The following is a 26,983-nucleotide window of genomic DNA, read 5'->3' as shown; positions in this document are numbered from 1 at the left end:
CCCCCTGCTCGCGCGTCGGCGGTCGGTCAGCGTAGCGCCAGCGCGGCATGCGCGCGCCGCCTATACACCGACCCGAACCGGGCGTCGACCCGTAACCACGCGGCCGACGCCCGCACCCGGACCAGCTCTCCCTCATCGATCGCATCAGCCGACTGCGGCAGGAAACCCATTGCGGTCAAGGCGAATACGCAACGCATCGGCAGTCCGACGACGACGTCGCCGGAGCTGACTTCGATGACTTCCTGATCGAGCAACGAGACCGGCGGCCCGTGAGCGCTGCCGTGTTCCTTGGCCAACTGGGCGCCGTCGCGCGACAGGTCCAGGATCACCCTGGCCGGGATGTCGTCGAGGTGGGTGAACCCCGATTCCGGGGGCAATCCGCCCCGCCACGCGGAGTCCATCGCGAACCCAGGGTCCACGTACCCCGTCGCGTCCACGTTGGACAGGCCGCGGGCCAACGCGTCAGCGCCGACCGACATGTCGTCCGGCCGCAACCGGCCGGCTACCACGCGACTGGCCAGCACGTCGAAACCCGTTGCCACCCAAGCGGTGAGCAGCCCCTCGGACCGGACGCGGAGCCGCACGACCGCGGCGTCGTCCAGACGCAGTGCGTGCTCGACGAACGTGGTCAGATCCGCCCGGTGTGCCGGGTCATCCAGCCACAGACCGCGCTCGGCTGCTCCCCCTAGTCCCTGAGCCACCGCTGCAAGTACTCCCGATGATGAGGGGTCAGGCGCACCAGCCGCTGCTCCTCGATGTGCACCGCGGCCAGCTGCGACTCGGCGACGACGGCCGGCTTCGAGTCCGGATCGGCGTTGACCGACCGCACTTCGTATCCCAGCGTGAAGTCCACCGCTCGCAGCCTCTTGGTCCAGATGGTCACCTGCAGCGGCGAATCGACCAGCCGCAGCTGATCCTTGTAGGTGACCCGAACGTCAGCGATCAGCAGGCCGATGGTGGTGATGTCGGCGCCGAACGGCTCGGAGAGAAACGGAACCCGCGACTCTTCCAGGATCGTGACCATGGTGGCGTGGTTGACGTGCTGGTACATGTCGATGTCCGACCAGCGCACCGGCACCGGCGCGACGTAACCGATACTCACCCTGACGACCCCCGTCCGCTGGTGCGGGTCATGCGACGGATCTGACGGGCCGCCACCGACAGCGTCGCGAGATCCTTGGCGCCGCTCTCCCGGATCTCGCTGAGCGTCCGGCGAGCCCGCTCCACCCGTGAGGCGCTGATGTGCTCCCACTCGGCGATCTTCTCCTCGCCGCTCTCGTCGGGCTCCCCGACCGCCAGCACGTCGAAACACAGCGACCGCAGCGAGGCATAGATGTCGTCCCGAATTGCCAAGCGCGCCAACGAATGCCAGCGATCCATCCGTGGCAGCTCGGACACCGCCGTCAACAACGAGTCGGTGCCCAGGTGGTCCATCAACGCGAAGTAGGTGTCGGCGACCTCGGCGGTCTCGATCTCGGTGATGTCGGCGATGTCGATGATGTCGAGCAGGCTGTAGCGGTACAGACCGGCCGCGACCCGGTAGGCCAGATCGGGCGGGGCGCCCAGGTCGGTGAATTCGGCGGCTTCCTTTTCGACGATGGCTTTGTCGTCGCCGCGCAGCCACTCCGACATGCGCGGCGTCAACGCCTTGACCTTGGCGGCGAACCGGTTGATCTCGGCGCCGACCGCCAGCGGCTGCGGACGATAGTTGAGCAACCACCGTCCGGCCCGGTCGACCAACCGACGGGTGTCCAGCGTCAAGCGGTCGGACAGCGCCACCGACAGGTTCGCCGCGCGGATGCGCCGCCAGACGTGTCCCACGCCGAAGATGGCGTCGGTGGCGGCGTAGGTGCGCACCGCGTCGAGGGGGCTGACGCCCACGTCCTCGGTGATCCGGAAGGCGTAGGTGATACCCGCGGTGTCCACCAGGTCGTTGATCAGCATCGTGGTGACGATCTCGCGGCGCAGCTGGTGACTGCGGATCTCCGGGGTGAACCGGTCACGCAGCGGCTTGGGGAAGTAGTACGGCAGCCGCGAGGCGAAAACATCCTGGTCGGGCAGTTCGGTGGTCAGCACCTCCTCCTTCAGCGCGAGCTTGACGTGCGCCATCAGCGTTGCCAGCTCGGGCGAGGTGAGCCCGATGCCCACCTCCGAGCGCCGCGTGATCTCCTTCTCCGACGGCAGCGCCTCCAGCTCGCGGTTCAGACCGCGCTCGGCCACCAGGTACCTGATCTGGTCGGCGTGCACCGGCAACAGGCTGGCCGCATTGGCCCGGCTGGTGCCCATCAGGTCGTTCTGGTCCTCGTTGTCGGTGAGCACCAGGTGCGCGACCTCGTCCGTCATCGACTCCAGCAGCTGGGTGCGCTCCTCGGGTTCGACCTTGCCCGCGGTGACCAGCGAGTCGATCAGGATCTTGATGTTGACCTCGTGGTCGGAGCAGTCCACGCCGGCGGAGTTGTCCATCGCGTCGGTGTTGATCCGGCCGCCGGACAGGTCGAACTCGACGCGGCCCAGCGCCGTCACCCCGAGGTTGCCGCCTTCGCCGATCACCTTGGCGCGCACCTGATTCGCGTTGACCCGCACCGGGTCGTTGGCGCGGTCGCCGACGTCGGAGTCCGATTCGGATTCGGCTTTGATGTAGGTGCCGATGCCGCCGTTGAACAGCAGGTCGACCGGGGCCTGCAGGATCGCGCGGATCAGGTTGGGTGGGGACATCTCGGTGGCTTCACCCTCGATGCCGAGGGCCGCGCGAACCTGGGGGCTGACCGGGATCGTCTTCTGGTCGCGGACGTAGACACCGCCGCCCTCACTGATCAGCGACTTGTCGTAGTCGTCCCAGCTGGACCGGGGCAGGTCGAACATCCTCGACCGCTCGGCCCACGAGGTAGCTGCATCGGGATCAGGGTCGAGGAACACATGGCGGTGATCGAATGCGGCAATCAACCGGATGTGCTTGGAAAGCAGCATGCCGTTGCCGAACACGTCGCCGCTCATGTCGCCGACGCCGACGACGGTGAAGTCCTCGGTCTGGGTGTCGACGCCGATCTCGCGGAAGTGGCGCTTGACGGCTTCCCAGGCGCCGCGGGCGGTGATGCCCATCGCCTTGTGGTCGTAGCCGACCGATCCGCCGGAGGCGAACGCGTCGCCCAGCCAGAATCCGTAGGACTTGGCGACGTCGTTGGCGATGTCGGAGAAGGTGGCGGTGCCTTTGTCGGCGGCGACCACCAGGTAGGCGTCGTCGCCGTCGCGGCGCACCACGTCCGACGGCGGGTTCACCGCGCCGGTGCGCTGGTCGACGTTGTCGGTGACGTCGAGCAGGCCGGAGATGAACAACTGATAGCAGGCCACGCCCTCGGCGCGACTGGCGTCGCGGTCGGCCGCGGCCTCGCCACTGGGTAGCGGCGGGCGCTTCACCACGAACCCGCCCTTCGCGCCGACCGGCACGATCACGGCGTTCTTGACCGCTTGTGCCTTGACCAGGCCCAGAATCTCGGTGCGGAAGTCGTCGCGTCGGTCCGACCAGCGCAGCCCGCCACGCGCCACCGGCCCGAAGCGCAGGTGCACGCCCTCGACCCGGGGTGAGTAGACGAAGATCTCGTACTTGGGGCGGGGCAGCGGCAGCTCGTCGACCAACTGGGCATCGAGCTTGAGCGCCAACACATTACGGCTGCGGGCCGAACCTTCCCGGGTGACGAAGTAGTTGGTCCGCAAGGTGGCCTGCACCAGGGAGGCGAATGCACGCAGGATCCGGTCGGTGTCCAGGCTCACCAATGCGTCGATGTCGGCGGCGACGGCGGCGGCGGCGGTCTGGGCGTCCCGGCCCGAGGCTTGACTGGGGTCGAAGAGCGCCTCGAACAACGCCACCAATGATCTTGCGGTCGAGGCGTGTTCGTTGAGGACCGACTCGATGTAGGACTGGCTGTAGGGGAAGTTGGCCTGCCGCAGGTATTTGGCGTACGCCCGTACCAGCGCGACCTGCTGCCAGGTCAATCCGGCGCGCATGACCAGTTCGTTGAAGCGGTCGATTTCGACTCGGCCTTGCCAGATCGCGGTGACCGCATCGGCGAACCGCTGCGCGGTCGCGTCCCGCTCGGCCTCGCTGGAGGCCTGTCGGATGGTCTGGTCGGGCGAGATCTTGAACTGGTAGATCCACACCGGCAGCCCGTCGCGGCGGGTGACGGTGAACGGCCGCTCCTCGAGCACCACCACACCCATGCTCTGCAGCATCGGCAGCAGCTGGCTCAACGAGGCGCTGCGCCCGCCCAGGAACCAGGTCAGCTGCGCCAAAGCGGACTCGTCGCCGTCGGCCTCGGAGAACACGAGTTTGACTGTGTCGTCAGCCAATTCGTTGATGACGGCGATGTCCTCGATGGCGTGGGCCGGGGTGACCGTCTGCTTGTACGCCTCGGAGAAGGCGGACGCGTAATGCTCGGCGTCGGCGGATTCGACCGCGCTCTCCGGCAGCGCCGCGGCCGCGGCGATCAGCCGGTCGGACCAGGTGCGTGCGGCTTCGCTGAGCAACCCCTGGATGCGGGTGCGGTTCGCCTCGGAGATGTCCACCGGGGGTGCGCCGCGCTCCTCCCCGTCCTGGGGCAACCGCACCATGAAATGCATGAGGGCCCAGGGTGATTCGCTGACCCGGGCGGTGAATTCCAGCCGGGTGCCGCCGAATTCGCGGACCAGGATGTCCTCGATCTGCAACCGCACGGGCGTGGTGTAGCGGTCGCGGGGCACATAAACCAGGCAGGAGACGAAGAATTGGAGTCGGTCTGCGCGCAGGAACAGCAGCGCGCGGCGTTGCGATCCCATGTCGACGACGGCTTTGGCCATAGTCAGCAGCCGGTGAGCGCTCAGTGTGAAAAGCTCGGGTCGCGGGATGGTCTGGATGACGTCGAGCAGCAACTGGCCCGGGTGGCTCGGGTCGCTACCGGCCAGAGTGAGCGCATCCCGGACCCGGTGCGAGATCATCGGGATCTCCAGCACGTCGGCGTTCATCGCGGCAACGGTGAACAGCCCGACGAAGCGGTGCTCGATCACGCCGTCGCCGACGTTCTCCCGGACGGCGATCGCGTACGGGTAGGCGCCATAACGCAGGTAGCTGCCGACGGCGGCCTGGGCCAGGACGATCAACTTGTCGTCGTCGGTGAGGCGGGGACGGGTGCCGCTGCGTGCGCGCAACACCCCCAGACCGCTGGATCCGTCACCGATGACCAGGCCGTCCTGCACGCGACACGGCTGATAGCCCAATAGCAAGAAGTTGCCGTCGTCCAGCCAGCGCAGCAGTTCGGCGACCTCATGCCGGTCGGATGCGGCGTAGTGACCCTCGGGGTCCTCGTCGACGGCCCCGGCCAGCTCGCCGAGGGTGGCGATCATCGCCGTCGCGTCGGAGGCGACCCGCTGGACGTCGGCGAGCACCTTGGGCAGCAGCCGTTCCACCTCGGCCAGCGCCTTGCGGTCCACGGACGGGGACAGCTGCACGTGGATCCAGGCCTCGCCGATATAGGGCGACTTGTCCTGAGATTTCGGTTGGACGCGCAGCAGTTCCCCGGCCGGGTTGCGCTGCACCTCGAACACCGGGGTCATGATCGCGGTGTAGAAGACGCCCAGTCGGTGCAGCAGTACCGTCACCGAATCCATCAGCATGCTGCCGTGTTCGGTGACCACCTGCAGCGCGGGTCCGAATCCGGCCGGGTCGTCGACGGGATAGACCGCGACGCTGCTCTCCCCCGCCCGGCGCTGTCGGGCGAGCCGATACTGGGCCGCCAGCAGCGCCGGTGTCACCGACGACGGCGAACCGCCTTGGGAGCCGTCGTCCTGCGATGCCCGATAGCTGTCCGTGTAGGCCTTGGCTACCCAGTCAGGGACGTCATCGCTCTGCGTGAACGAGGTCCACGCCGCGACTTGCTCTTTGGCTCCGGGATCGATCGTCATTCCGATTGCTCCCCACTCGCGGCGGATCCATCTGAGGTGGCAGAGCTGACACTAGTCCCGTGTCAGCTTGCGGTGGGTCACCCTGTGCGGACGCGCCGCCTCAGCACCCAGCCGCTCCACCTTGTTCTCCTCGTACGCGCCGAAGTTGCCCTCGAACCAGAACCACTTCGCCTCGTTGTCGGAGTCACCTTCCCAGGCCAGGATGTGCGTGCAGGTCCGGTCGAGGAACCAGCGGTCGTGGGAGATCACCACCGCACAACCCGGGAAATTCACCAGCGCGTTCTCCAGGGAACTCAGCGTCTCGACGTCCAGGTCGTTGGTCGGCTCGTCGAGCAGGATCAGGTTGCCGCCCTGTTTGAGCGTCAGCGCCAGATTCAGCCGGTTGCGTTCCCCACCGGACAGCACGCCTGCTGGTTTCTGCTGGTCGGGGCCCTTGAACCCGAACGCCGACACGTAGGCCCGCGACGGCACCTCACTCTGGCCGACCTCGATGTAATCCAGCCCGTCGGACACCACTTCCCACACCGTCTTCTTCGGGTCGATGCCGGCGCGGGTCTGGTCGACGTAGCTCAGCTTGACGGTCTCGCCGACCTTGACGGTGCCGCTGTCTGGTTCTTCCAGGCCCACGATGGTCTTGAACAGCGTGGTCTTGCCGACCCCGTTGGGGCCGATGACTCCGACGATGCCGTTGCGCGGCAGGGTGAAGGACAGATCCTTGATCAGCGTGCGGCCTTCGAAGCCCTTGTCGAGGTGATCGACCTCGACCACGACGGAGCCCAGCCGCGGCCCGACCGGGATCTGGATCTCCTCGAAGTCGAGCTTGCGGGTCTTCTCCGCCTCGGCGGCCATCTCCTCGTAGCGCTGCAGCCGCGCCTTGCTCTTGGCCTGGCGGGCTTTGGCGCCGGAGCGAACCCAGGCCAACTCCTCCTGCAGCCGCTTCTGCAGCTTGGCGTCCTTGCGGCCCTGCACCGCGATCCGCTCGGCCTTTTTCTCCAGGTAGGTCGAGTAATTGCCTTCGTAGGGGTAGGCCCGGCCGCGGTCGAGTTCCAGGATCCATTCGGCGACGTTGTCCAGGAAGTAACGGTCGTGGGTGACCGCCAGGATCGCCCCGGCGTAGCTGGCCAGGTGCTGCTCGAGCCACTGCACGCTTTCGGCGTCCAGATGGTTGGTCGGCTCGTCGAGCAGCAGCAGGTCGGGCTTGGACAACAGCAACTTGCACAGCGCGACGCGGCGACGCTCACCGCCGGACAGGTTGGTGACCGGTTCGTCCGGCGGCGGGCAGCGCAGCGCGTCCATGGCCTGTTCCAGCTGGGAGTCGAGATCCCAGGCGTCGGCGTGGTCCAGGTCCTCCTGCAGCCGGCCCATCTCCTCCATCAACTCGTCGGAGTAGTCGGTGGCCATCAGCTCGGCGACCTCGTTGAAGCGGTCGAGCTTGACCTTGATCTCGCCCAGCCCCTCTTCGACGTTGCCGCGGACGGTCTTGTCCTCGTTCAGCGGCGGCTCCTGCAACAGGATGCCGACGGTCGCGTTGTTGGCCAGGAAGGCGTCACCGTTGTTCGGCTTGTCCAATCCGGCCATGATCCGCAAGACGCTCGACTTTCCGGCCCCGTTGGGGCCGACGACGCCGATCTTGGCGCCGGGGTAAAAGCTCAACGTGACGTCGTCGAGGATGACCTTGTCGCCGTGCGCCTTGCGGACCTTCTTCATCGTGTAGATGAACTCAGCCATGCCGCGGTGTTGCCTTTCTGGTCTGCAGGAAGTTCTCCGTGAAATATCCGCGGACCATCCTATGCACCGCGAGCGAACGCTAGGCCGACAGTGGCAACGGAGTGCGCCCGGCCTCGACGTCGGCCGGCGGCTCCGCGTTCTCGGTTTCCGCGACGACTTCGGTCGGAGCCTCGGTTGGCGCCGGACCGGTGTAACTCGGCCTCTCGATGCGCACGATCGAGCGCGCCAGATCCGGGCCCACCGCCGTCGCACGCATCTCGGTGGAGGAACGGCGGTTGCCCTCTTTGTCCTCGTACTCGCTGGTGTAGAGGTGACCGACCACGATCACCGGGGCGCCCTTGGCCAGCGCGGCACCGACACCGGTGACCAGCCGGCCCCAGCAGTTGACGGTGACGAACAGCGAGTTCCCCGGTTCCCACGCGCCGTCGGCGGTCCGTCGGCGCGAATTGCTCGCCACCCGGAACTTGATGAACTCCTCGTTGCCTGCTCGCCGGCGGACCGGCTCGTTGACGATGTGACCGACGATGGTCAGCGTTGTCTCGAACATTGCTCGACATCCCTTCATGTGCATTCCGTGTTCTGGCGACTGGTTGGCCGCATCCGTGCTGAAGACCATTCAGCTCGCTGCCACCGACGAAATCGCGCCGACGGGCACGGGGACTGCGTCAGGCTGTGGAGAAAGTCGCGACTGTGGACAACTTCGCTAGGCGGTGTCTCGCTGCGCTGCCAGCCGCTGCTGCCGGGCCTTGACTTCCCGCTCGACGAACCGGGCGCGAGCGATCTGCCCGACGTAGCTGAAGTCCCGAAGGATGTTGCGCAATTCGCGCCGGAACGCTTCGCGCCGTTCTGTCAGGTTTGGCCCGCGCGCGATCAGACCCTGGTCGGCGACGACTTGGCGGGCCGTGGCGAACAACAGCGTCGACACCGACTCGCTGCTGCGCACCCGTCCCTGCGCCACATACTGCCGACCCACTCCCAGCGCCAGGTCCGTCAGTTCCTGCGCGCCGATGTCGGCCGGGGCATCGCGCAAGACGTCGGCGACGATCTCGTAGGCCTCGAAGAACACCCGCAGCATCGCGTCCGACATCAGCGGCCGCTTGGCATAGAGGATCTTCTCGATCTTCTCACCGCCCGCCGCGACGTGCGCCTCCCAATCCTGGTGCCAGGCAAGCTCTTCGGCGATGTTGTCGCGGAAGGCAGCCGAATCGGCGAAATAGAAATCGAACTTCAACAGGTCGCGCAACCGCATCGCCTGCGCCCAAAACGCCTCCACCCGATCGCCGTCGGCGTGCCGGGCGTGCGCAAGCGCCAGTTCGACGATCGAAGTCTCCAGGAAAGCGTGGATCACCGAGTTGCGGTAGAAAGCGCCAGCGTGCTCGTCCTCGGGTGCGATGTACCACACCGGTTCCCGGCCGCTGTCGATGCGAGTCACCGGGTGCCGGTTGGACAACGCGTCGACGGCGGCGCGCACACCGTCGCGCGAACGCAGCCGCAGCGCACTGGTGGAGACCGGCGTCTGCTTGCGGTCCAGGTAGTCCAGCGAGTCCTGCAAGGTGTGGTGCAACTGATCCAGCGTGAGCGCCAAACCCCGGGTGGTCAGCAGCAAGGCCGACACCAGGCCGGTCGCGGTCACCGGAGTGGACTGCAAGATCCGCCAGGCCACCTCAAACGACATCTTCTGCAGCGCAAGACGTTTGGCGGACTCGTCATGGGCCATCGGGCCGTGCGGCTCACCGAGATACTGCCGCATCGACACCGCTTCGGGGAAGCGGACGTAGATCTTGCCGTAGTTGCGCTCGCCCTGCGCCTTGATGAAGTTGTACAGCCAGCTGAAACCTTCGGGCGTCTTCTCCGCGCCCTGGGCGTAGGCCGCGTATTCGGCGATCTCGTGAAGTTGATCGAAACAGATCGAGACGCCTTGCAACAAGATGTCGTCGCTGCGTCCATCCAGGTAGGCATCGGCCACATAACTCATCAGACCGAGCTTGGGCGGCAACATCTTTCCGGTGCGGGAGCGGGTGCCCTCGATGGACCAGCTGAGGTTGAACCGTTTCTCGACGATGTAGCCCACGTACTCCTTGAGTACATACTTGTAGAGCTTGTTGTCGCCGATGTTGCGCCGGATGAAGATCGTGCCCGAGCGGCGCATCAACGGCCCCATCACACCGAAGGACAGGTTGATGCCACCGAACATGTGGACCGGAGGTAATCGGTTGTCCTGCATCGCCACCGGCACCACCGCGCCGTCGATATAGGACCGGTGCGAGAACAACAGCACCGCCGGATGGGCTTCCAGCGCGGCACGCATGGCCGCGACCTGGTACTCGTCGTAGTCGAACTCGGGGTCGAATCCTCGACTGAGCAACCGGCCCAGCACCGAGATCACGTCTACCGATGCCTGGCTCCATCCGGTCGCCAGTTCGTCGAGCATCTGGCCGGCTTCCTCGACGGTAGCGCCGGGGATCGCCTCGAGTCCGGCGCGAAAGCGCGCTGACGCCAACATTTCCGGCTTCACCAGCCGAGGCGACTTGTATTGCGGTCCCAGAATCCGGTATTCGGCGCGGGCCAGTGCCAAGACCGCGCGGCGGGCGACGAACTGCGCGAATCCTTCGGGGCTCTCGGCGACGGTGGTTTCGTGCCACTGCTCGCGAAGTTCGGACACCCTGGCCGATTCGCCGGCCACCACTCGCGCGCGCCACGGCTCGGTCCGCAAGATGCGTCGCTGCTGACGTTGGTTGGGATGGTAGGGATCTCGGCCTGGCAGCAGTGCCGTTACCTTGGCAATCCGGCCGCGGTCGGCGGCCGGCAACCAGAACACCCGCACCGGCACGATCGACCGGTCATCCCCGGATTCGAGCTTTTCCACCAGTGCGCCCAATGCCGACGGCTGAGCGTTGTCCGGCGGCAACTGCAGCACGTCGAAGTCGGTCTCCGGACAGCGGTCCCGCTGCTGGCCCAGCCAGTCCATGACCAGTTGCGTCTCGACCGGCGTATCCATCGATGCGAGCACCAATGCGTCTTCGGCGGTCAGGACTGCGCTGGTGTCGGCGGCCGGTTTGGTCACGGCAGTCCTCAGATGGAATCCGACGAGTCGACGGCGTCAGCCTGACCGGAGTCCGACTGTTGTGTCGCAACACCTTTGAGGTCGACTGTGGATTCGTGCACGGTGATATCGGGTGTTGCTCTCGGAACCGGTGCGCGTTTGGCAGGTGCCTTTTTTGCGGAGGCCTTCTTCGGCGAGGCCTTCTTGGCGGCACCCTTTTTCACCGCGGCCTTTTCCGCCGAAGCCTTCTCGGCGGGGGCCTTCTTCGCCGGCGCTTTCTTGGCCGGTGCTTTTTTGGCCGGAGCCTTCTTGGCGGGAGCTTTCTTGGCGGGAGCCTTCTTCGCCGCCTTCTTGACCGCAGGCGGCGCAGCCTTCTTCGTCGGCTTGCTGTACAAGTCGGGTACGGGCAACTCGTCGACCGGCCAGTCCGCCAGCGTGTCGAGGTAAAGCTGCCGGATTTCGGCGATTCGGTCGGGCAGCGTGTCCAGAGTCCAGTCGTCGACCGGGATCGGCGGAAAGACCGCGACGTCGACCTTGCCTGGATTGATCACCGAGGAGTTTCGCGACGCGACGAACTCCGCATTGCGAATGACGATGGGGACGATCGGAATCCCCACCTTCATCGCGATGCGGAACGGTCCCTTCTTGAAGGGTCCGACCTCGGTGGTGTCCAGTCGGGTGCCCTCGGGCGCCATCAGGATCGAGAGTCCGTTCCTGGCACGGTCTTCCACCGTCTGCAATGTCTCAATCGCCGCGGCGGAGTCGTCGCGGTCGATGAAGACTCCGTCCAGCAGCTTGCCCAACGGCCCCATGATCGGGTCTTTTTCGAGTTCCTTCTTGGCCACCGCGACCCAGTTGTCGCGGATCAGCGCGCCGGAGATGATCGGGTCAACCTGGTTGCGGTGATTGAAGATAAAGACTGCGGGACGTTGGGCGGTGAGGTTCTCTCTACCGATCACATTGACGTGCACTCCGGTGGCCGTGAGGACCGCCTGGGAGAAGTTGGAGGTGAAGAAGTTGACGCCTCGCCGTCGGTTCCGGGTCAGCAGACCCAACCCGAAGGCACCCGCGGCGACGGGAACCATTGAACCGAAGCCGGCGAGCGTGCGGATTTGCCGCCGCAGACCCACACCTCCGCGACTGTCGAATTTCAGGATCGGCCACCCGCGGCGCTTGGCCACCGCGGCCATCTTGCCCTCGGGGTTGGTGGGTCGCGGATTGCCGACCAGATACATCAGCGCGACGTCCTCGTCACCGTCGGCGTAGAAGTAACTGTCCTTCAGATCGATATCGTGCTCAGCGGCAAAGCGTTGCACCGCAGCGGCTTTGCCCGGCCCCCACAGGATCGGCTTGATCACCCCGCCGGTGAGCAACCCGTCGTCGTTGGTCTCGAACTTGTTGGTCAGCGTGTTGGTGATGCCCAGGAAGCGCGCGACCGGATTGACCTGGATGGTCAGCGCCGACGAACTCAGCACCACGGTGTGGCCGCGGGTCACGTGGGCGCGAACCAACTCCCGCATTTCCGGGTAGATCCGGGACTCGATGCGCTGGTTGAACAGACGCTCGCCGACTTCGTCCAGATCCGTCAGCAGCCGTCCGGCCAGCGCCATGGAGGCCCGGCTGATCAGCTCCTCGAACTCGATGCGACCCAGGCTGTGGTTCAACGCCCCCTGCACCATGCTCAGCAGCTCGCCCACGCCCATGTCGCGGCGACGCAACCGCTCCTGAGTGAGGATGACGGCCGTGAACCCGGCCACCAACGTGCCGTCGAGGTCGAAGAACGCGCCGACTTTCGGCCCGGATGGGCTGGCCATGATCTCGGCCACCGATCCGGGCAGCCGCAGATCCTTGGAACGGCCCTCGTCCTTCTCGTCCGCGGCGCTCACGACGACACCGCCTGCTGCGCTTCGAACGACGCGGCGACCGCGTGCGGGGCCGGATCACCGGCCAGCGCAAGGATTTCGTCGAATGCCTCGAGCAGGCACTGAGCGAACAGGTCGTCTTTTTGCACGGAGGCCCGGTCGTAGCGCACGGTGATGGTGCACCAGCCGCCCCGCGAGATCAGTACCACCATCATCGCCACGCCGGGCAGTGGTCCAATGCCGTACTGCCGCAACACTTTCGCGCCGGCGATGTAGGTATCGCCGGGATAGACGGGCACATTGCTGGCCTGTACGTCCGATCCGATCACCGAGCCGGTGATACCTTCCAGCACCGCGGTGGGCAGCACGCTGAGCACCGGCGCGATGGATCCCACGATGTTCATCGCAGGTTCGTCACGACGCTGGGTCATCTGCGCGCGGATCTTCTTGACCCGGGCCACCGGGTCGGCGGTGCCCACCGGCGCCGCGAGATTGACGCCGGTGAAGTTGTTGCCGCCGGCAGCGTCGCCGGCGGCCCGCAGGTTCACCGGCACCGCCATCGGCAACGTACTGACCGGCACCCCGAGCGCTTCGTGGTAACGCCCCAGTGCGCCACACAGACCCGCCAGATAGGCGTCGTTGATGGAACCGCCGGCGGCCTTCGCGGCTTTGTGCAGGTCGGCAAGCCGGATGTCGATGGACTCGGTGCGGGTGGTCAGGCTGCGCCGGCGCAGCAACGGCGACGGTTCGGCGGCGCGGTTCAACACTCGCGCCCCCGACACCGCGTAGCCCACCACCCCCGACACCGTCGACAACGGATCCATGACCGCTCGACCGGCCGCCGAAACCGCGCCGGACAACGCGCCCAGCGCACCGCCGACGATCGCAATGGGCAGGTGGTTAATCCCTTGGCGCATCAGGTCGTTCGGGGACAGGTCCTCCGGCACCGGTTGCGGTGGCATCGGCCGTGGCGGCGGGTCGCGCTCCAAGTCGTAGATCTCGGCGAACATCTCGACGCTGCCGACACCGTCGGTGACCGCATGGCTCAGGTGCAGCAGGGTCGCCGCGGTGCCGTCGGCCAGACCCTCGACCAGGGTGGCCGTCCACAGCGGACGCGAGATGTCCAGCGGCGATTGCAGCATCACCTCGGCGAGGTCCAGGATTTCGCGCAGTGTCCCGGGTTGGGAGACCCGAACCCGGCGCACATGGAAGTCCAGGTTGAAGTCGGGGTCGACGACCCAGCGCGGCGCAGCCGTCGGCAACGTCGGCACAACGACCTTCTGCCGCAGACGCAACACCTTTCGGGAGGCGTTCTCGAAACGGGACCTGAATCGGTCCCAGTCCGGCGTGCTGTCCAGCAGCTCCAGCGCCATGATGCCCGACCGGGTTCGCGGGTTCGCCTCCCCACGGTGCATCAGATAGTCGACGGGCCCGAGCTCCTCGGACAACCCGACCGCGCCGGCGGATTCAGTCATGGTCACGATCCCCCGCGAGCCGGAATTCTCGACACCTCACCGCTGATCGAACCTCCTGCTATCACCCGCCACCGACGCCAACACAACGCTAGTCCGGTTGACGCGGCGGTGAAAGTGAGGTTGCACGCGCGCAAGGCGGCCGGAAGCAGTGAACTGCGAAGTCCGAGGGGTCAGCTGGCCGAATTCGCCGACAACGCCAGCGAATCCAGCAGCGAGCTCTCCCGTCGCCCATAGACGACGCCGAGGAAATCGGCGACGGCGTTGGCAGCCAGCCGGGAGCGGACCGTCGGGGTGATGTCGAATGCGTGGTGGGCGTTGCTCAGCTCGGCGTAGGACACCGTGGCCGCGCCGGCCTGACGCAACGCCGCGCAGAACGCACGTGCCTGACCACTGGGGACCAGCTCGTCCTTGTCACCGTGCATGACGAAGAACGGCGGGGCTTCGCTGTGGACGTAGGAGATCGGCGAAGCCGCCGCGAACCGTTCCGGCTCGTCGGCGAAGCGGGCCTTCATCACGAACTGTTCGAGGAACGGCAGCATCAGGTCGTGCATGTTGTCGAAGTCGGTGAAGTCGTAGACGCCGTAGTAGGGCGCCACCGCCTGAACGGTGGTGTCGGCGCGCTCGAAGCCGGGCTGAAACGTCGGGTCGTTGGGGGTGAGTGCGGCCAGCGAAGCCAGGTGCCCCCCGGCCGAGCCGCCGGTGATCGCGATGAAGTCCGAGTCGCCGCCGTAGTCGCCGATGTTCTCGCGTACCCAGGCGATCGCTCGCTTGACGTCGACGATGTGCGCCGGGAATTTGGCGCGCGGGCTCTTGCTGTAGTTGATCGAGACGCAGATCCAGCCGAGTTCGACCATCCGGCTCATCAGGGTGTAGGCCTGCGGCCGCTTGCCGTTGACGCTCCACGCCCCGCCGGGGACCTGGATCAACACCGGAGCCCGGTGGCCCGGCGCCAGGTCGGGACGACGCCAGATGTCGAGCAGATGCTCGGTACCGCCGGGTCCGTAGGAGATGTTGGAGGTCTTGGCCGCGTAACGGCGGTGGGGGCCGGGCCTGGGCAGCAAACCGCGACGCGACAACAGCGCCTGATTTGTGGTCGGGTGATACACCAGGTCGCGGAAGTCCGCTCCGAAGGAGTGCTCCAGCGCGGCGGTCAGTGCCTCGCCGGCGCGTTGCGCGGCCCACGCGGAACCAACCCGGTTGAACGAGGTCGGTGCAACCCGGGACAACGCGTGCCCGGTCACCACGTGAGGCGGAAATTCGGTGGCCAGCCAGCCGGCCACCCAGCCGACGGCGAATGGGGATCCGCGCAGTAACAGGGCACCGGCCCGGTAGGTGTCCTTAGCGCCAGCCGCCAGCTGCGCGCCCTGTCGCAACGCCTCGTTGCTCACCTGGGAGCACCGCGAAGTCACACTGGCCAAGCACATAACCAAGCCCACCCCTCGACGTCAGGCACACGCCTCGTTGCGGTTAACGACCGATTACCGGCCGATGTTGTACGTGTGTCGAGGCTCACACCATAACCGATTCCTAGCTGCTTTAAACATCTTTCGGGGAGGTTGTGTCGCCTGTGCCGCTTGCTTTTTCGCGATTCGATAGACTGACCTGCGCATTGCCTCCGTAGCTCAGGTGGATAGAGCAAGGGCCTTCTAATCCCTAGGTCGCACGTTCGAGTCGTGCCGGGGGCGCTGGTCAGAGAGTTTTTCTGGTCTCGCTGCAGCACTGCAGCCCGCAGTCAGCCCGCAGCGTCTTAGACTTGCGACGTGACGACACGAGCACCCCGCGCGGGTGTCGAAGACCGCTGGCACCGACGAGCCCGCCGGGGTGAGCGCGTGGACTACCCCGCCGACGCCGGTCCCGACGACCCGATGTGGTGCACGAACGCCAAGCACGGGCACCCCGGCACGCTGGTGTGCACCGCCAGGCATGAACAGGGGCAGCGTTGGCAGGCCCGGTGGGTGGGCAACGGCCAGGAGCGCTCGAAGAGCTTCGCCAAGAAGGCGGACGCCGAGGCGCATGTGAAGCAAGTGACTGCCGACGTGCTTACTGGCGCCTACGTAGACAACAAGCGGTCGTCAGTCATCTTCGGCACGATCGCGGAGGAGTGGTTCATCGCCAAACGTCCCGCACTGAAGCCCTCGACGGCAGGTGGCTACCGCTCGCTACTCGATATGACGGTGCTCCCCCGCTGGCAGGACATGACGCTCGCCGATATCAGCCACGCCGCCGTGCAGGAGTGGGTTACCTGGCTGACTACGAGCAAGGAGGCCCGCCAGCCACGAACGAATGATAAGGAGTGCAACGACAAGCGCCAGCCGCTGTCCCCCCGCCGTGCGGTGCAGGCCTACGGCATCCTCAAACAGGTGTTGGCCTACGCAATCCGCACCAAGCGCCTGGCCGTCAACGTCGCAGACGATATTGTGTTGCCGCGCGTGGTGCACCGGGGCGAGACGGCGCTGACGCACCAGGAGGTGGCCGCGCTGGTGGACGCTGCAGGTGATGCCGGTGCGATCATCCTGACGCTGGCCTACTGCGGCCTGCGGTTCGGTGAGCTGGCCGCATTGCGGGTGGGCGACGTGGACCTGATCAAGCGCCGCATTCTGGTCGACAAGGCGGTGGCTCAGGTCACCGGCCAGGGCCTGACCGAGGACACCACCAAGACCCACCAAGCGCGCTCGGTGCCGATCGTGACCACCGACCTGGTGAAGGTACTGACCGAGGTCACCAGGGGCCGCATATCCACCGAGCATCTTTTCCCAGCCCCTGACGGCGGCCCTATGCGTAATTCGTACTTGCGCTGGCGCTTCGATACCGCCTGCGCCGCAGCGGGGTTGACCGGTATCAGCATCAAGACACTGAGGCACACCGCCGGATCACTAGCCTTACAGTCGGGGGCTTCGGTGGCCACAGCACAGCGACTCCTCGGCCATAAGGACGCCACCACGACATTGCGGGTCTACAGCCACATGTTGCCCGACGACTTCGACACTCTCGCGGCAGCGATGGACTCTGCAGTAAGCAAAGCCGCCGACGCCACTTCATGACAGCGGTGTTGTTTTCCGTGTAATCTGATGTTGCTGAGCCGAGTACTTCGCAGAGCCGGAGTGCACCGATTGATGTTCGGCAACCACTGGCCCCGCAGGGGTCTAACACGATTCCCGTTGACCGGGCGTGGGTGGTTGCCGTATTCGAACATCATCGGGAAGGCCCGCATATGTCTTATTCATCTCCTCCTGCTGACCGCAGGATGCGTACCCGTGAAGCTGCTGAGTACACCGGTGTGGCTGAGTCCACACTGCGGTACTACCGCCACGCCGACATCGGCCCGGCCAGCTATTGCGTTGGCACGAAGGTCTTTTACGACCAGTCCGACCTGGACGAGTGGCTGGCCGCGCAAAAAGCCGCCAGCTTGCGGGGTGGCGCGACGCCATGAGGGCAGAAACTTCTACCCGGCACTGTCGCACGCCGCAGGGCCGTCCGGCCTCAAATCGCTGGGAGGGTTTGGTAAATCCGCCTAGCAGACTCGGTCTATATCGGTCACCCGGTCAAAGCCAACCACCCCGCAAACCCTCACTGTGCTCGGCCACGGTGGGCAGACCGCAAGTCCCGCCGATCATCGGCGGCATTGCCACCTACATCCCAAATGAGAAGGAACGTATATGACCTCGTACACGCCAGAGGACCACAAGAAGTATTTGTATGCCCTGAATACGCGCGATCTCAGGCGTATCTATGCGCGTATCCGACAGACTGGCCTGGAACCAGACGCGGAGCTGGAGATTGCGTGCTTGCTAGAACAAGCCGAGCTTCGGCTGTTGGGTCTCGCGTTCTTCCGCTCGCCCTGCGAGCGGAAGCCGGGCGAAACGGTCGAGATTCGTTGCGGCATATATTCCGATGGGCGGCCCGTTACGACAAGGATCGAGTGGGGAGAGAGCTACGCAACCGTCGTGCACCCGCCCGATCCACGGGACGAGAGAACTCACCCCGATCCCCACGAGCTAGCTGTGGAGTTCTGGGACGGCGAGGCTCTAGAAAGGGTTCAATCGATGCGTGATGACACCGGCGAGGATTGGGATCTGACGAGCTAGACGCCCCCTGACCGACACGGACGTGACAATTTGGAAGGCAAGGCAACCTGACGTCCGGTGTGGCCGTGACAGTCTGAATTGGCCCCAGGGGGACGGCTTGAAGTGGCCCCACCTGTTGGGTGGCGGGGTGTTGGTGTGACGGTCTGATTTGGCCCCATCTGTGCGACACGCCGTGACGGTTATGACGGCTTGATTTGGCCCCACTTCAGCGTGGTTGGCATCCGGATGTTCCGGATCGCGGATCGCGAAGGTGGTGGCTGGAAGGTGAGTGCGCGGGTGGAGCAGTTTGCGGCGATTCGCCGCGATCGTCGGGTGGACGGGATGTCGATTCGGGCGCTGGCTGATAAGCACCATGTGCACCGGCGCACGGTGCGTCAGGCGTTGGAGTCGGCGATCCCGCCGGAACGCAAAGTGCCCGAACGGATCGCGCCGCGCCTTGAGGCGTTCAAGGACGCGATCGAGGAGATGCTACGCAGTGATGTGGAGGCGCCTAAGAAGCAACGCCATACCGCCCGACGTGTGTTGGCCCGCCTCGTCGATGAGCATGGCGCCGTGGACTTGTCGTATTCCACGGTGCGCGACTACGTCAGCAAGCGCCGCCCGCAGATCCTGGCCGAAGCGGGCAAACCCGTGGAGTTGGGCTTTGTGCCCCAAACGCATCCGCCGGCGGCGGAGGCCGAGGTGGACTTTCATGAGCTGTGGGTGATCTTGGGCGGGGTCAAGACCAAGACCACGCTGTTCACCATGCGCTTGTCGTATTCGGCTCGCGCGGCGCATCGGGCATTTTTGACCGAGGGGCAAGAAGCGTTCCTGGAAGGCCATGTGTACGGGTTTGACCGTCTCGGTGGGGTGCCGGTGGACAAGCTGCGCTACGACAACCTCAACAGCGCGGTCAAGAAAGTGCTGTTCGGGCGCTCCCGGCAGGAAAATGAGCGCTGGATCGCCTTTCGCAGCCACTACGGTTTCGAAGCCTGGTACTGCCAGCCCGGCCATGAGGGCAGCCACGAAAAAGGCGGTGTGGAAGGCGAGGGTGGGCGGTTTCGCCGCAACCACTGCGTACCGATGCCGGTGGTGGATTCCCTCGATCAGCTCAACGCAGTGCTGGCCGCCGCTGATGATGCCGATGACGCCCGCCGGGTCGGTAGCCGCTCGAGCAGTGTGGGCCAGGACTGGGCGGTGGAGAAGACGCTGCTGCGCCCGCTACCGACCGAATCCTTCGATACGGCATTGACGTTGACACCCCGTGTGGACCGCTACGCCCAAGTGGCGGTGCGCTGCAACCACTATTCGGTGCCGGCGCGGTTCATCGGACACCGGCTGCGGGTCAAACTGTCGGCCTCGGCGGTGGTCGTCTACGAGCGCAACACCATTGTGGCGCGCCACCAGCGCGCGGTCGGTAAGGGCGTCAAAGTCCTTGACTTGGATCACTATCTGGAGATCCTGCTGCGCAAACCTGGCGCCCTGCCCGGTGCCACAGCACTCGCCCAAGCCCGGGCGGCCAAGGTGTTCACCGCCGAACATGAGGCATTCTGGGTCGCCGCCCGCAAAGCTCACGGTGATGCCAGGGGCACCCGAATGCTCGTCGAAGTGCTGTTGCTGCATCGCCATCTGGACCGCCTCGACGTGCGCGTCGGCATCACCGCGGCCCTGGCGGTGGGGTCCACCAACCCCGATGTGGTTGCGCTGGAAGCGCGTAAGGCCACCGAACGTCGCGGCGCGACGGGTCGCGTCGTCGTGCTGGCCGAGCACCGCTCGGTGGCCGTGCCCGCCGATACTCGACCGCTGCCCTCGGTTACGCAGTATGACGTCCTGCTGGGGCGGGAGAGCTCATGACCGCGCGGCGCAGCGTCACCGATCAGGCCGCCAGTGCGGCGATCGAACAGGGTTGTCGCATGCTGCGTCTGCCCACGATTCGCGACCGGTTCGCTGAGATCGCCGCCGCCGCCGAGCGAGAACACCTGTCCTACTTAGGTTTTCTCTCCGAGTTGGTGATCGCCGAATGTGATGACCGCTCCCAGCGCCGTGCTCAACGTCGGGTGCGTGACGCCGGATTCCCCCGCCCAAAACGGTTGGAAGAGTTCTCCTTTGACGCCAACCCGGCCGTCAACCCAGCTGTCATCGGACAACTCGCCACCTGCGCCTGGATCACAGCAGGGAATCCGTTGTGCTTGATCGGTGATTCGGGCACCGGCAAAACCCATCTGCTCATCGCACTCGGCACCCTGGCCGCCGAAGCCGGCCACCGGGTCCGCTACACCCTGGCCAGCAAGCTCGTCAACGAACTCGTCGAAGCCGCCGACGACAAGCAGCTCACCAAACTGATCAACTACTACGGGCGGGTTGATCTGATCCTGGTCGACGAGCTCGGCTATTTGCAGCTGGACCGGCGCGGCGCAGAACTGCTATTCCAAGTCCTGACTGAGCGAGAGGAACGCGCGGCCATCGCGATCGCCTCCAACGAACCCTTCTCCTCCTGGACAAAGACCTTCACCGACCCCCGACTATGCGCCGCCATCGTCGACCGACTGACCTTCGCCGGCCAAATCATCGAAACCGGCAGCACCTCTTACCGACTCGCCCAAGCCCGCAAGACCCGCCCAACAAGTGGGGCCACTTCAAACCGTCACACCGGGGCCAATTCAAGTTGACATTGCCATCCGGTGACTATGCCAACAACTGGCTTGGCTTCTGCAGGTTCGATTGCCAGCAGTTGACCCCGCAACCGCCGATAACAGATGGGCCCAACCGGCTCACTCGGCTGCCTAGCAGAAGCGTCGCTTGGCGTCCTCCTCCGGCACCCCCAATACGTCGCCGATCACAACCCAGGAGCCGCCGTGCTTGCGAACCTGGGCCACTGCCTCCCGCAAGGCGGCCTGAGCGAGTTTGAGGCTTGTGACAGCCACATGAAGCTCTTTGAGCTGCTCGTCGGCGTCCCGTGCTCCATCAACAGGTTCGGTGATGAGCTGACGCGGCGCTGGGCACAGATCAGCTGGCAGCGTTGGTGTGATGATGTAGCCGCCTTCGTAGTCTCCGTAGATCGTGACGCGATCCGGACGTTCGGTGGCGTAGCGCGCGACGTAGGCACACAGCACCGCGTCGACGGGATCTTCTGCCCTGCGCAGTTCTGCTTTCGTTGTGGCCATCTCAACGTGTCGACGTAGCCGCGCCCAGTCCGGGTTATCCGCCACGCGCATGCCCACATCGGCATCGGCTAGGTCTTCGATCAGCCCGATGAGCCGCAGCAGCTCCGACTGCAGCAGCCCGATGCTGCGCTTTGGCTTGTGCTTGTACTTGAGGGTGCGGCCCAAGCGAAACAGAGCGATCGTGGCCGGGTGTGGATATACCTCGATGGCCCGACGGGCCGCTGTAGAGAATGGGTGCATGTCTAGGCCGAGGGCCTCGGCGATGCGGGCACCACGTACACCTGACGAGAAGACAGGAATACCCGTATTCGCCGAGTGCGCCCCGGCATCGAAGGCACTGAAATGTGCGTTCAGTGCACGTTCGGCGGCCCGCTGCCCACTTGCATTGGCCACGATGAGTGGGGCGTCGATGGCCACCAGGCACTCACCTTGAACATGGGGCGACACCGCGTCGATGATCTCGTCGTCGTGCAGCGCGGCTCCAACGAACTGCAGCCCGCCGTCGGCATCGAGAACCGCGACACCAGTTGGTCTGTTCTCACCCCACGCCAAATCCATCCCGACGAAGAACATCCCACCACCATGCCGCATTCGAACCTCCCATCAGAAGCTCGTTTCGGACCCGACCGTTCGACCGGAGGCCTCATTTCGCCTTCTCTGGATGAAATCATCGAGTTCGTTAGTCTCGATGAACGACCGGCGGCCAATCTTGACGACAGTTAGTTCGCCTACCTTGACCAGCGCGTAGAGCGTGGAGCGGCTGATGCCGCCCAACCACTCCCTCGCCTGAGCGACAGTGATTAGCCGCCGCTCACCCCAGACCTTCGGAGCTGACTCTCCGAATCTCTTCTCGTACTCCCGCCGGATCTCCTCGTCGACCGGATTGCCTGCGCGCTACCCCGGCGGCGGCATGTACCGGGTGGTGCCTTTGATCTCCACGTTTCGCAGATGGGCCTGGCTGCCGAGGGTCATGCTCGCCTTAAGCCCTGGCGCTTCGTGGCGGGCGAGGGCTAATTCAACGGCCTGATTGATGACGTCGCGCAGCGCTCGGGCCAGTTGGTCGGCGGCGTCACTCATCGGTGCAGTACTGGCTCATCGGTGCGCTGGAATGTGTTCTGGTCCAGCCATTCCAGGACATCTGACCAGCGGTACAGGACCCGGCGTCCATGCTTGATGAACCGCGGGCCTGTCCCTTTGTAACGGTCCTGCGCGAGCGAAGCAATTGTTGTGAGGAGATATTCGGCTACTTCGGCGGGCGTCGCCAGTGGCGGGAGTTGATTCGACACGACCGACGAGCATAGCCAGCTCGGGTGAAGCCGCCGGTCAGAATTGACTCGCCTGGCGGCGTAGGGAAGAAGCCCGAAAACCCGTGTCCTAGCAGGGGGACGTTCACAACCGGAGATTGGAGGAGATGTCTGCAAACGTCAAAGTTTTTAGGCATTTGTGAGCACGAGTGGTCGAGTCGGCCAAGTTAACGCCCCCAAGAGCCATTCGGCTGCGACAACTTGACGCCGTCATTGCTCCTGGGGGGCTGGTGCGCGCCTAAACGTCTCAAGGACCGCCGCGTTGCTTATCTGCGTCCTTACATCTCTCAAGATCTCTTCTACGGTGTCACGAGTCTTCTTCCAGTCTTCAAATTCGATAAATTCTCGCTTGCCGTGCGCAATTTCATTTCTCGAACCCAGTAGCCGCTTATCGATCAACAGTTCATGACCTTGGTGGCGAGAGGCATCACATCCCAGGGAATGCATAATCGAAGTAAAAACGCTAAATTTGAGATTGGCTCGAGTTCGTATCGTCGAAGTGTGATAAGGTAACTCAATTCTATCTTCAACGCGATCCCAGAGGATAGCCACGAGTTCAGTGTGACTTTGACTTGATTTTTCTTCAGCGAGCTTTCCGATTCGACTCCTAAGCGCAACTGCAGCGAGTTCCGGCCTCAACTGACCGAGACGTAATCTCTTACGCGAAATATATTCTAGATAGCTCGAACCCGCCGTTTTTATGTATCCTTCCCAGTGCGCATATACGAGCGCAAGACCGCCGCGCATTAGAGCACCAAGCTCGTGAGTTCGGGCGTTACCGGCGAATCCCTCAAATACAAACATTTCCTGTGTACGCCACTTCAAATCGATGGTCAGCGCAGCTTCCAGCTGATTAATCGTTTGGATGTCCATCGTCTACTCGACCCGAAAAACTCTTTTGCCTACGTCGGGCATACGGGGCGCACGGGTTGTGGCTCGGACGCCAGCACCGGAGTTGGCATTAAATTCAGGATCGGACCATAAGACGCCGATGGCGTCGTACAGCTTCGCTGCCCGCTCTTCCTCGTCGAGAGCGAGCCACTCATGGACATGAAAGGCGATGCCAGCACTCACCGCCTCAAACGCGGATACGCTAAATCCACCTATTGCGCGGTTGCGCCTGACATCGTATTTGCGGAATGCCGACGAACCAATCGTATTCGCAACGGTGAATACCTTTCCCGCCAAAGATAGCAAATCTTCTTGCGCTTCTGGACCTAAATTGCTCGCCATCTTTAAAAGTTTGTCGGTCAAGTAGGTATCAATATCAGCGAACCCGCCGAGTTCCTCAGGTGTACTCTGCTGAAACACTATAAAGCGTACGATCAACGCGAGATCGTACTGTTCTTTGATCTGCCGGTCCGTAAGCGATAGCGACTCCACGACTTCCGGACTACGCCGGAAAACCTGAAGAGAATTAAAGAGATCCGGGCTGTTCATAAGTAGGATGGCCGACCGCACCTCTTGCGAACTTGTATTTTCACCACCGCTGTTTAATCGATCAAACAACTCGTATTTAACTGATGCATCGGATTCTTTGAGCAGGATGCGAAAGTCTAGGCGACTTCGCTTGAACTGAAGCTTTACCGATTGACTTAAATCCGAATACTTGACACCTTCTAGAGACGGAATATATTTAGTTCTCATGAGCTGACTTGGCTCGTCGATCTCACCAGTCGCCTCGTCACGCAGCTCGCCAACGAATTTCAGAATCGTTGAAAGACGCTGAAGCCCGTCAACCACTTCCCAAATTGAGTCCTCAGACTGCGACACGAAAATGGGAGGCAACGGTATACCGAGGAGGATTGACTCAATCAATCGAGACTGTTTCTCGGGCGACCATCGAAATAACCGTTGAAACTCTGGTTGAATCCGTATTTCTTTATCTTCGTAGAGGTTGAGCACCTCACCGATGGACATCGCGTATCCATCAGACCTGATGTTTTGTCGATTCTTCTCAATCTCTTCCTCGACGCTCATGTCCTCGCTTTCGACCGCTGATCGGTTCGACTCTACTAAGTGACCCGGCTGAACTGCCGCCGGATCTGTGGCACTGGTCATCTCGGGCGCGACAGCTTTTCCGAGTTCTATCGCCGAGTGCGTACCACTGTTGTGACTCCCGCGTAAGGCCATAAAGCCCCGCGCGGGGCCCCACTAGTCCTACTGCGTGTTTGCCCGACCGGCGGACCCCCGGCGAAGGATCGCCACCGCCGCTTGTCGGTACAGCCGTCCTCGGGATTGACGCCGTTACCAGCCGATCATCGTCCACCGGCAGCGAGAGCCACCATGCAGCTCCCAGATCACGCGGCCACCTCGGCCTGTACTCACGACTCAAACTTCTTCACCGCCTGGAACTCGCCGCCGACTACGTCTGTCCAAGCTCGTCAGCCAACCGTCACAGTTAAAGCGGGGTCAAAGCTGCGCCCGACCATCGGCGCGCAACAATCCTTCGATCGACGACGAACAACGTTCCTGTCGGTCGCGCGGTGTATACAGTTCCGTTCGGTTGGATACGAGACCAAAGGGGGAATCGGCATGATCACCGGCGAGTTGAGGAGCAAGGTCGACCGCGTTTGGGACGCCTTCTGGTCAGGGGGGATTTCCAACCCGCTGGAGGTCATCGAGCAGATCACCTTCTTGTTGTTCATCCGCCGCCTCGACGACCTCACTACCTTGTCCGAGAAGAAGGCCCGCCGCACCGGCAAGGCCGCCGAGGGCATCGCATTCGGCCCCGAGGAGCAAGGCCTGCGCTGGTCGGTGTTCAAGAACGACGAACCAGCACTGATGTTTAAGACTGTCGGCGAGAAAGTGTTTCCCTTCCTGCGGACCCTTGGCGGAGATGGGTCGACCTACGGCGAGCACATGAAAGACGCCCGGTTCACCATCCCCACCCCACAGTTGCTATCGCGGGTGGTCGACATGCTCGACGACATCCCGATGGCCGAACGCGACACCAACGGGGATCTGTACGAGTACATGCTGTCCAAGATCGCCAGCGCGGGTCAGAACGGCCAGTTCCGCACGCCGCGCCACATCATCAAGCTGATGGTCGACATGGTCGCCCCACAACCCTCGGACGAGATCTGCGACCCCGCCTGCGGCACGGCAGGGTTCCTGGTGGCCGCCGCCGATTACCTGCGCGATAACCACCCCGACGTGTTGACCGACGCCGCCCAGCGCCAGCACTTCCATCGCAGCATGTTTCACGGCTACGACTTCGACTCCACCATGCTTCGCATCGGCAGCATGAACATGCTCCTGCATGGTGTGGAGGCCCCCGACATTCGCTACCGCGACTCCCTTTCCGAGGGGGCAAGCGGTGAGCAGGAGAAGTACAGCGTGATCCTGGCCAACCCGCCATTCGCAGGAAGCCTGGACTACGAGTCGACGTCCAAGGACCTGCAGCGGGTGGTCAAGACCAAGAAGACCGAGTTGCTCTTCTTAGCCCTGTTCCTGCGGCTGCTTAAGCCTGGCGGTCGAGCGGCTGTCGTCGTGCCTGACGGGGTGTTGTTCGGGTCCTCGACGGCTCACAAGGCACTCCGACGCATCCTGGTGGAGGATCAGAAACTCGATGCTGTGGTGAAGCTGCCCTCGGGGGTCTTCCGCCCCTACGCCGGGGTGTCTACCGCCATCCTGCTGTTCACCAAAACCAACTCCGGTGGCACCGACGATGTCTGGTTCTACGATGTCCGGGCCGACGGCTACTCCCTCGACGACAAGCGCAACCCGGTCGAGGCGAACGACCTGCCTGACGTACTAGCCCGCTGGCGACACCGCACCGGCACCGAGCGGAAGCGCCAGCGCACCGAGCAGTCCTTTTCCGTGACCAAGGCCGACATTGTCGCTCAGGGGTACGACCTGTCGCTCAACCGCTATAAAAAGATCGTCCACGACGACGTGGAGCACCGGCCTCCGCTGGAGATCATCGCCGACATCGAGAAGCTGGAGCAGGAGATCACCCAGAGCCTGGTCGACCTGCAGAAGATGCTGTCATGAATTGGCCGACAAAGGCGCTCGGTGATCTATGCGAAATAACTGTAGGTCGAACGCCTGCCCGCAACAACCCTGGTTATTGGGGCTTTGGGGAACCATGGGTATCCATCGCCGATCTGAACCAGGGAATAGTAGTCCGCGAAACCAAGGAGCAAATTACTCCTGTGGCGGCGAGGTCAGGAAAATTGGTCCCTGAGGGCACCGTCCTACTGAGCTTCAAGCTGAGCATCGGCAAGGTGGCAATTGCGGGTCGCCCGCTTTATACGAATGAGGCGATAGCAGCACTCCCTATCAGAAATCCGGATCAAGTACTGCCGGAATACCTCCTGCGCGCTCTTCAAGTGATGGACCTGACGTCAGGTGCCAACCGCGCGGCAATGGGTGCGACTCTCAACAAAGCGAAGCTGGAGCACTTGCAG

General features: G+C 64.0%; 21 protein-coding genes, 1 tRNA gene and 1 pseudogene. 8 read left to right on the top strand and 15 right to left on the bottom strand.

Annotated features, from left to right (window positions below; all coding sequences use genetic code 11):
- Positions 1–26: 26 nt before the first annotated feature.
- From AC5Y47_RS24545 to lipQ, 9 genes are all read right to left on the bottom strand, one after another.
- Positions 27–701 (bottom strand): DUF8010 domain-containing protein, encoded by a 675-nt coding sequence (locus AC5Y47_RS24545; RefSeq protein WP_499946842.1) that lies wholly within the window; start codon positions 699–701, stop codon positions 27–29.
- On the bottom strand, positions 686–1,102 hold the full coding sequence (locus tag AC5Y47_RS24540; protein WP_499946841.1) for an acyl-CoA thioesterase: 417 nt from the start codon (positions 1,100–1,102) through the stop codon (positions 686–688). The genes AC5Y47_RS24545 and AC5Y47_RS24540 overlap by 16 nt, the downstream gene beginning before the upstream one ends.
- A complete protein-coding gene (locus tag AC5Y47_RS24535; RefSeq protein ID WP_499946840.1) occupies positions 1,099–5,931 on the bottom strand; it encodes an NAD-glutamate dehydrogenase in 4,833 nt (1,610 codons plus the stop codon). The genes AC5Y47_RS24540 and AC5Y47_RS24535 overlap by 4 nt, the downstream gene beginning before the upstream one ends.
- 51 nt (positions 5,932–5,982) lie before the next feature.
- Positions 5,983–7,659: an energy-dependent translational throttle protein EttA gene (ettA, locus tag AC5Y47_RS24530; protein ID WP_499946839.1), complete on the bottom strand. Its 1,677-nt coding sequence runs from the start codon at positions 7,657–7,659 to the stop codon at positions 5,983–5,985.
- Positions 7,660–7,738: 79 nt separating this feature from the next.
- On the bottom strand, positions 7,739–8,206 hold the full coding sequence (locus tag AC5Y47_RS24525; RefSeq protein WP_499946838.1) for a single-stranded DNA-binding protein: 468 nt from the start codon (positions 8,204–8,206) through the stop codon (positions 7,739–7,741).
- Between the two features lie 156 nt (positions 8,207–8,362).
- Positions 8,363–10,723: a glycerol-3-phosphate 1-O-acyltransferase gene (locus tag AC5Y47_RS24520; RefSeq protein WP_499946837.1), complete on the bottom strand. Its 2,361-nt coding sequence runs from the start codon at positions 10,721–10,723 to the stop codon at positions 8,363–8,365.
- Between the two features lie 8 nt (positions 10,724–10,731).
- Positions 10,732–12,588, bottom strand: a complete 1,857-nt coding sequence (locus AC5Y47_RS24515; RefSeq protein ID WP_499946836.1) for an HAD-IB family hydrolase — start codon at positions 12,586–12,588, stop codon at positions 10,732–10,734.
- On the bottom strand, positions 12,585–14,039 hold the full coding sequence (locus AC5Y47_RS24510; RefSeq protein ID WP_499946835.1) for a WS/DGAT/MGAT family O-acyltransferase: 1,455 nt from the start codon (positions 14,037–14,039) through the stop codon (positions 12,585–12,587). The genes AC5Y47_RS24515 and AC5Y47_RS24510 overlap by 4 nt, the downstream gene beginning before the upstream one ends.
- Before the next feature lie 170 nt (positions 14,040–14,209).
- On the bottom strand, positions 14,210–15,463 hold the full coding sequence (lipQ, locus tag AC5Y47_RS24505) for an esterase LipQ (protein WP_499946834.1): 1,254 nt from the start codon (positions 15,461–15,463) through the stop codon (positions 14,210–14,212).
- A 187-nt stretch (positions 15,464–15,650) separates the two neighbouring features.
- Between lipQ and AC5Y47_RS24500 the strand changes: the two genes are divergently transcribed.
- The 6 genes from AC5Y47_RS24500 (at position 15,651) to istB (ending at position 20,772) form a co-directional block, all read left to right on the top strand.
- Positions 15,651–15,724, top strand: a tRNA-Arg gene (locus tag AC5Y47_RS24500).
- Between the two features lie 144 nt (positions 15,725–15,868).
- Positions 15,869–17,080 (top strand): tyrosine-type recombinase/integrase, encoded by a 1,212-nt coding sequence (locus AC5Y47_RS24495; RefSeq protein ID WP_499946833.1) that lies wholly within the window; start codon positions 15,869–15,871, stop codon positions 17,078–17,080.
- Positions 17,081–17,250: 170 nt separating this feature from the next.
- On the top strand, positions 17,251–17,469 hold the full coding sequence (locus AC5Y47_RS24490; protein ID WP_499946847.1) for a helix-turn-helix transcriptional regulator: 219 nt from the start codon (positions 17,251–17,253) through the stop codon (positions 17,467–17,469).
- A gap of 226 nt (positions 17,470–17,695) precedes the next feature.
- On the top strand, positions 17,696–18,124 hold the full coding sequence (locus AC5Y47_RS24485; RefSeq protein WP_499946832.1) for a hypothetical protein: 429 nt from the start codon (positions 17,696–17,698) through the stop codon (positions 18,122–18,124).
- 264 nt (positions 18,125–18,388) lie between these two features.
- Positions 18,389–19,957 carry an IS21 family transposase gene (istA, locus tag AC5Y47_RS24480; RefSeq protein WP_499946846.1) on the top strand — a complete coding sequence of 523 codons (1,569 nt, stop codon included), beginning with the start codon at positions 18,389–18,391 and terminating at the stop codon, positions 19,955–19,957.
- A complete protein-coding gene (gene istB, locus AC5Y47_RS24475) occupies positions 19,954–20,772 on the top strand; it encodes an IS21-like element helper ATPase IstB (protein ID WP_499946831.1) in 819 nt (272 codons plus the stop codon). Before istA ends, istB begins: the two co-directional genes overlap by 4 nt.
- Positions 20,773–21,093: 321 nt before the next feature.
- On the opposite strand, the pseudogene AC5Y47_RS24470 reads toward istB, so the two are convergent.
- The 6 genes and pseudogenes from AC5Y47_RS24470 to AC5Y47_RS24445 all read right to left on the bottom strand — a co-directional run.
- Positions 21,094–21,840: pseudogene (locus tag AC5Y47_RS24470) on the bottom strand (DUF429 domain-containing protein); the annotation flags it as partial.
- A 30-nt stretch (positions 21,841–21,870) separates the two neighbouring features.
- Positions 21,871–22,068, bottom strand: coding sequence for a helix-turn-helix domain-containing protein (locus tag AC5Y47_RS24465; RefSeq protein WP_499946844.1), 198 nt, complete (start codon positions 22,066–22,068; stop codon positions 21,871–21,873).
- Between the two features lie 93 nt (positions 22,069–22,161).
- The gene (locus tag AC5Y47_RS24460) at positions 22,162–22,344 is read right to left on the bottom strand and encodes a hypothetical protein (protein ID WP_499946830.1); all 183 of its coding nucleotides are present in this window, start codon (positions 22,342–22,344) and stop codon (positions 22,162–22,164) included.
- A complete protein-coding gene (locus tag AC5Y47_RS24455; protein ID WP_499946829.1) occupies positions 22,341–22,553 on the bottom strand; it encodes a helix-turn-helix transcriptional regulator in 213 nt (70 codons plus the stop codon). The genes AC5Y47_RS24460 and AC5Y47_RS24455 overlap by 4 nt, the downstream gene beginning before the upstream one ends.
- Before the next feature lie 228 nt (positions 22,554–22,781).
- Positions 22,782–23,444 carry an MAE_28990/MAE_18760 family HEPN-like nuclease gene (locus tag AC5Y47_RS24450; protein ID WP_499946828.1) on the bottom strand — a complete coding sequence of 221 codons (663 nt, stop codon included), beginning with the start codon at positions 23,442–23,444 and terminating at the stop codon, positions 22,782–22,784.
- Positions 23,445–23,447: 3 nt separating this feature from the next.
- Positions 23,448–24,632 carry a GmrSD restriction endonuclease domain-containing protein gene (locus AC5Y47_RS24445; protein WP_499946827.1) on the bottom strand — a complete coding sequence of 395 codons (1,185 nt, stop codon included), beginning with the start codon at positions 24,630–24,632 and terminating at the stop codon, positions 23,448–23,450.
- Between the two features lie 474 nt (positions 24,633–25,106).
- On the opposite strand from AC5Y47_RS24445, the gene AC5Y47_RS24440 reads away from it, so the two are divergent.
- Both AC5Y47_RS24440 and AC5Y47_RS24435 read left to right on the top strand, forming a co-directional pair.
- The gene (locus tag AC5Y47_RS24440) at positions 25,107–26,567 is read left to right on the top strand and encodes a type I restriction-modification system subunit M (RefSeq protein WP_499946843.1); all 1,461 of its coding nucleotides are present in this window, start codon (positions 25,107–25,109) and stop codon (positions 26,565–26,567) included.
- Positions 26,564–26,983: restriction endonuclease subunit S (locus AC5Y47_RS24435; protein WP_499946826.1), on the top strand; the 420-nt coding region annotated here is incomplete at its 3' end. The genes AC5Y47_RS24440 and AC5Y47_RS24435, both read left to right, overlap by 4 nt.

It is taken from the genome of Mycobacterium sp. NGS22, from assembly GCF_059813095.1.
This window is presented reverse-complemented; position numbering and strand designations above follow the sequence as displayed.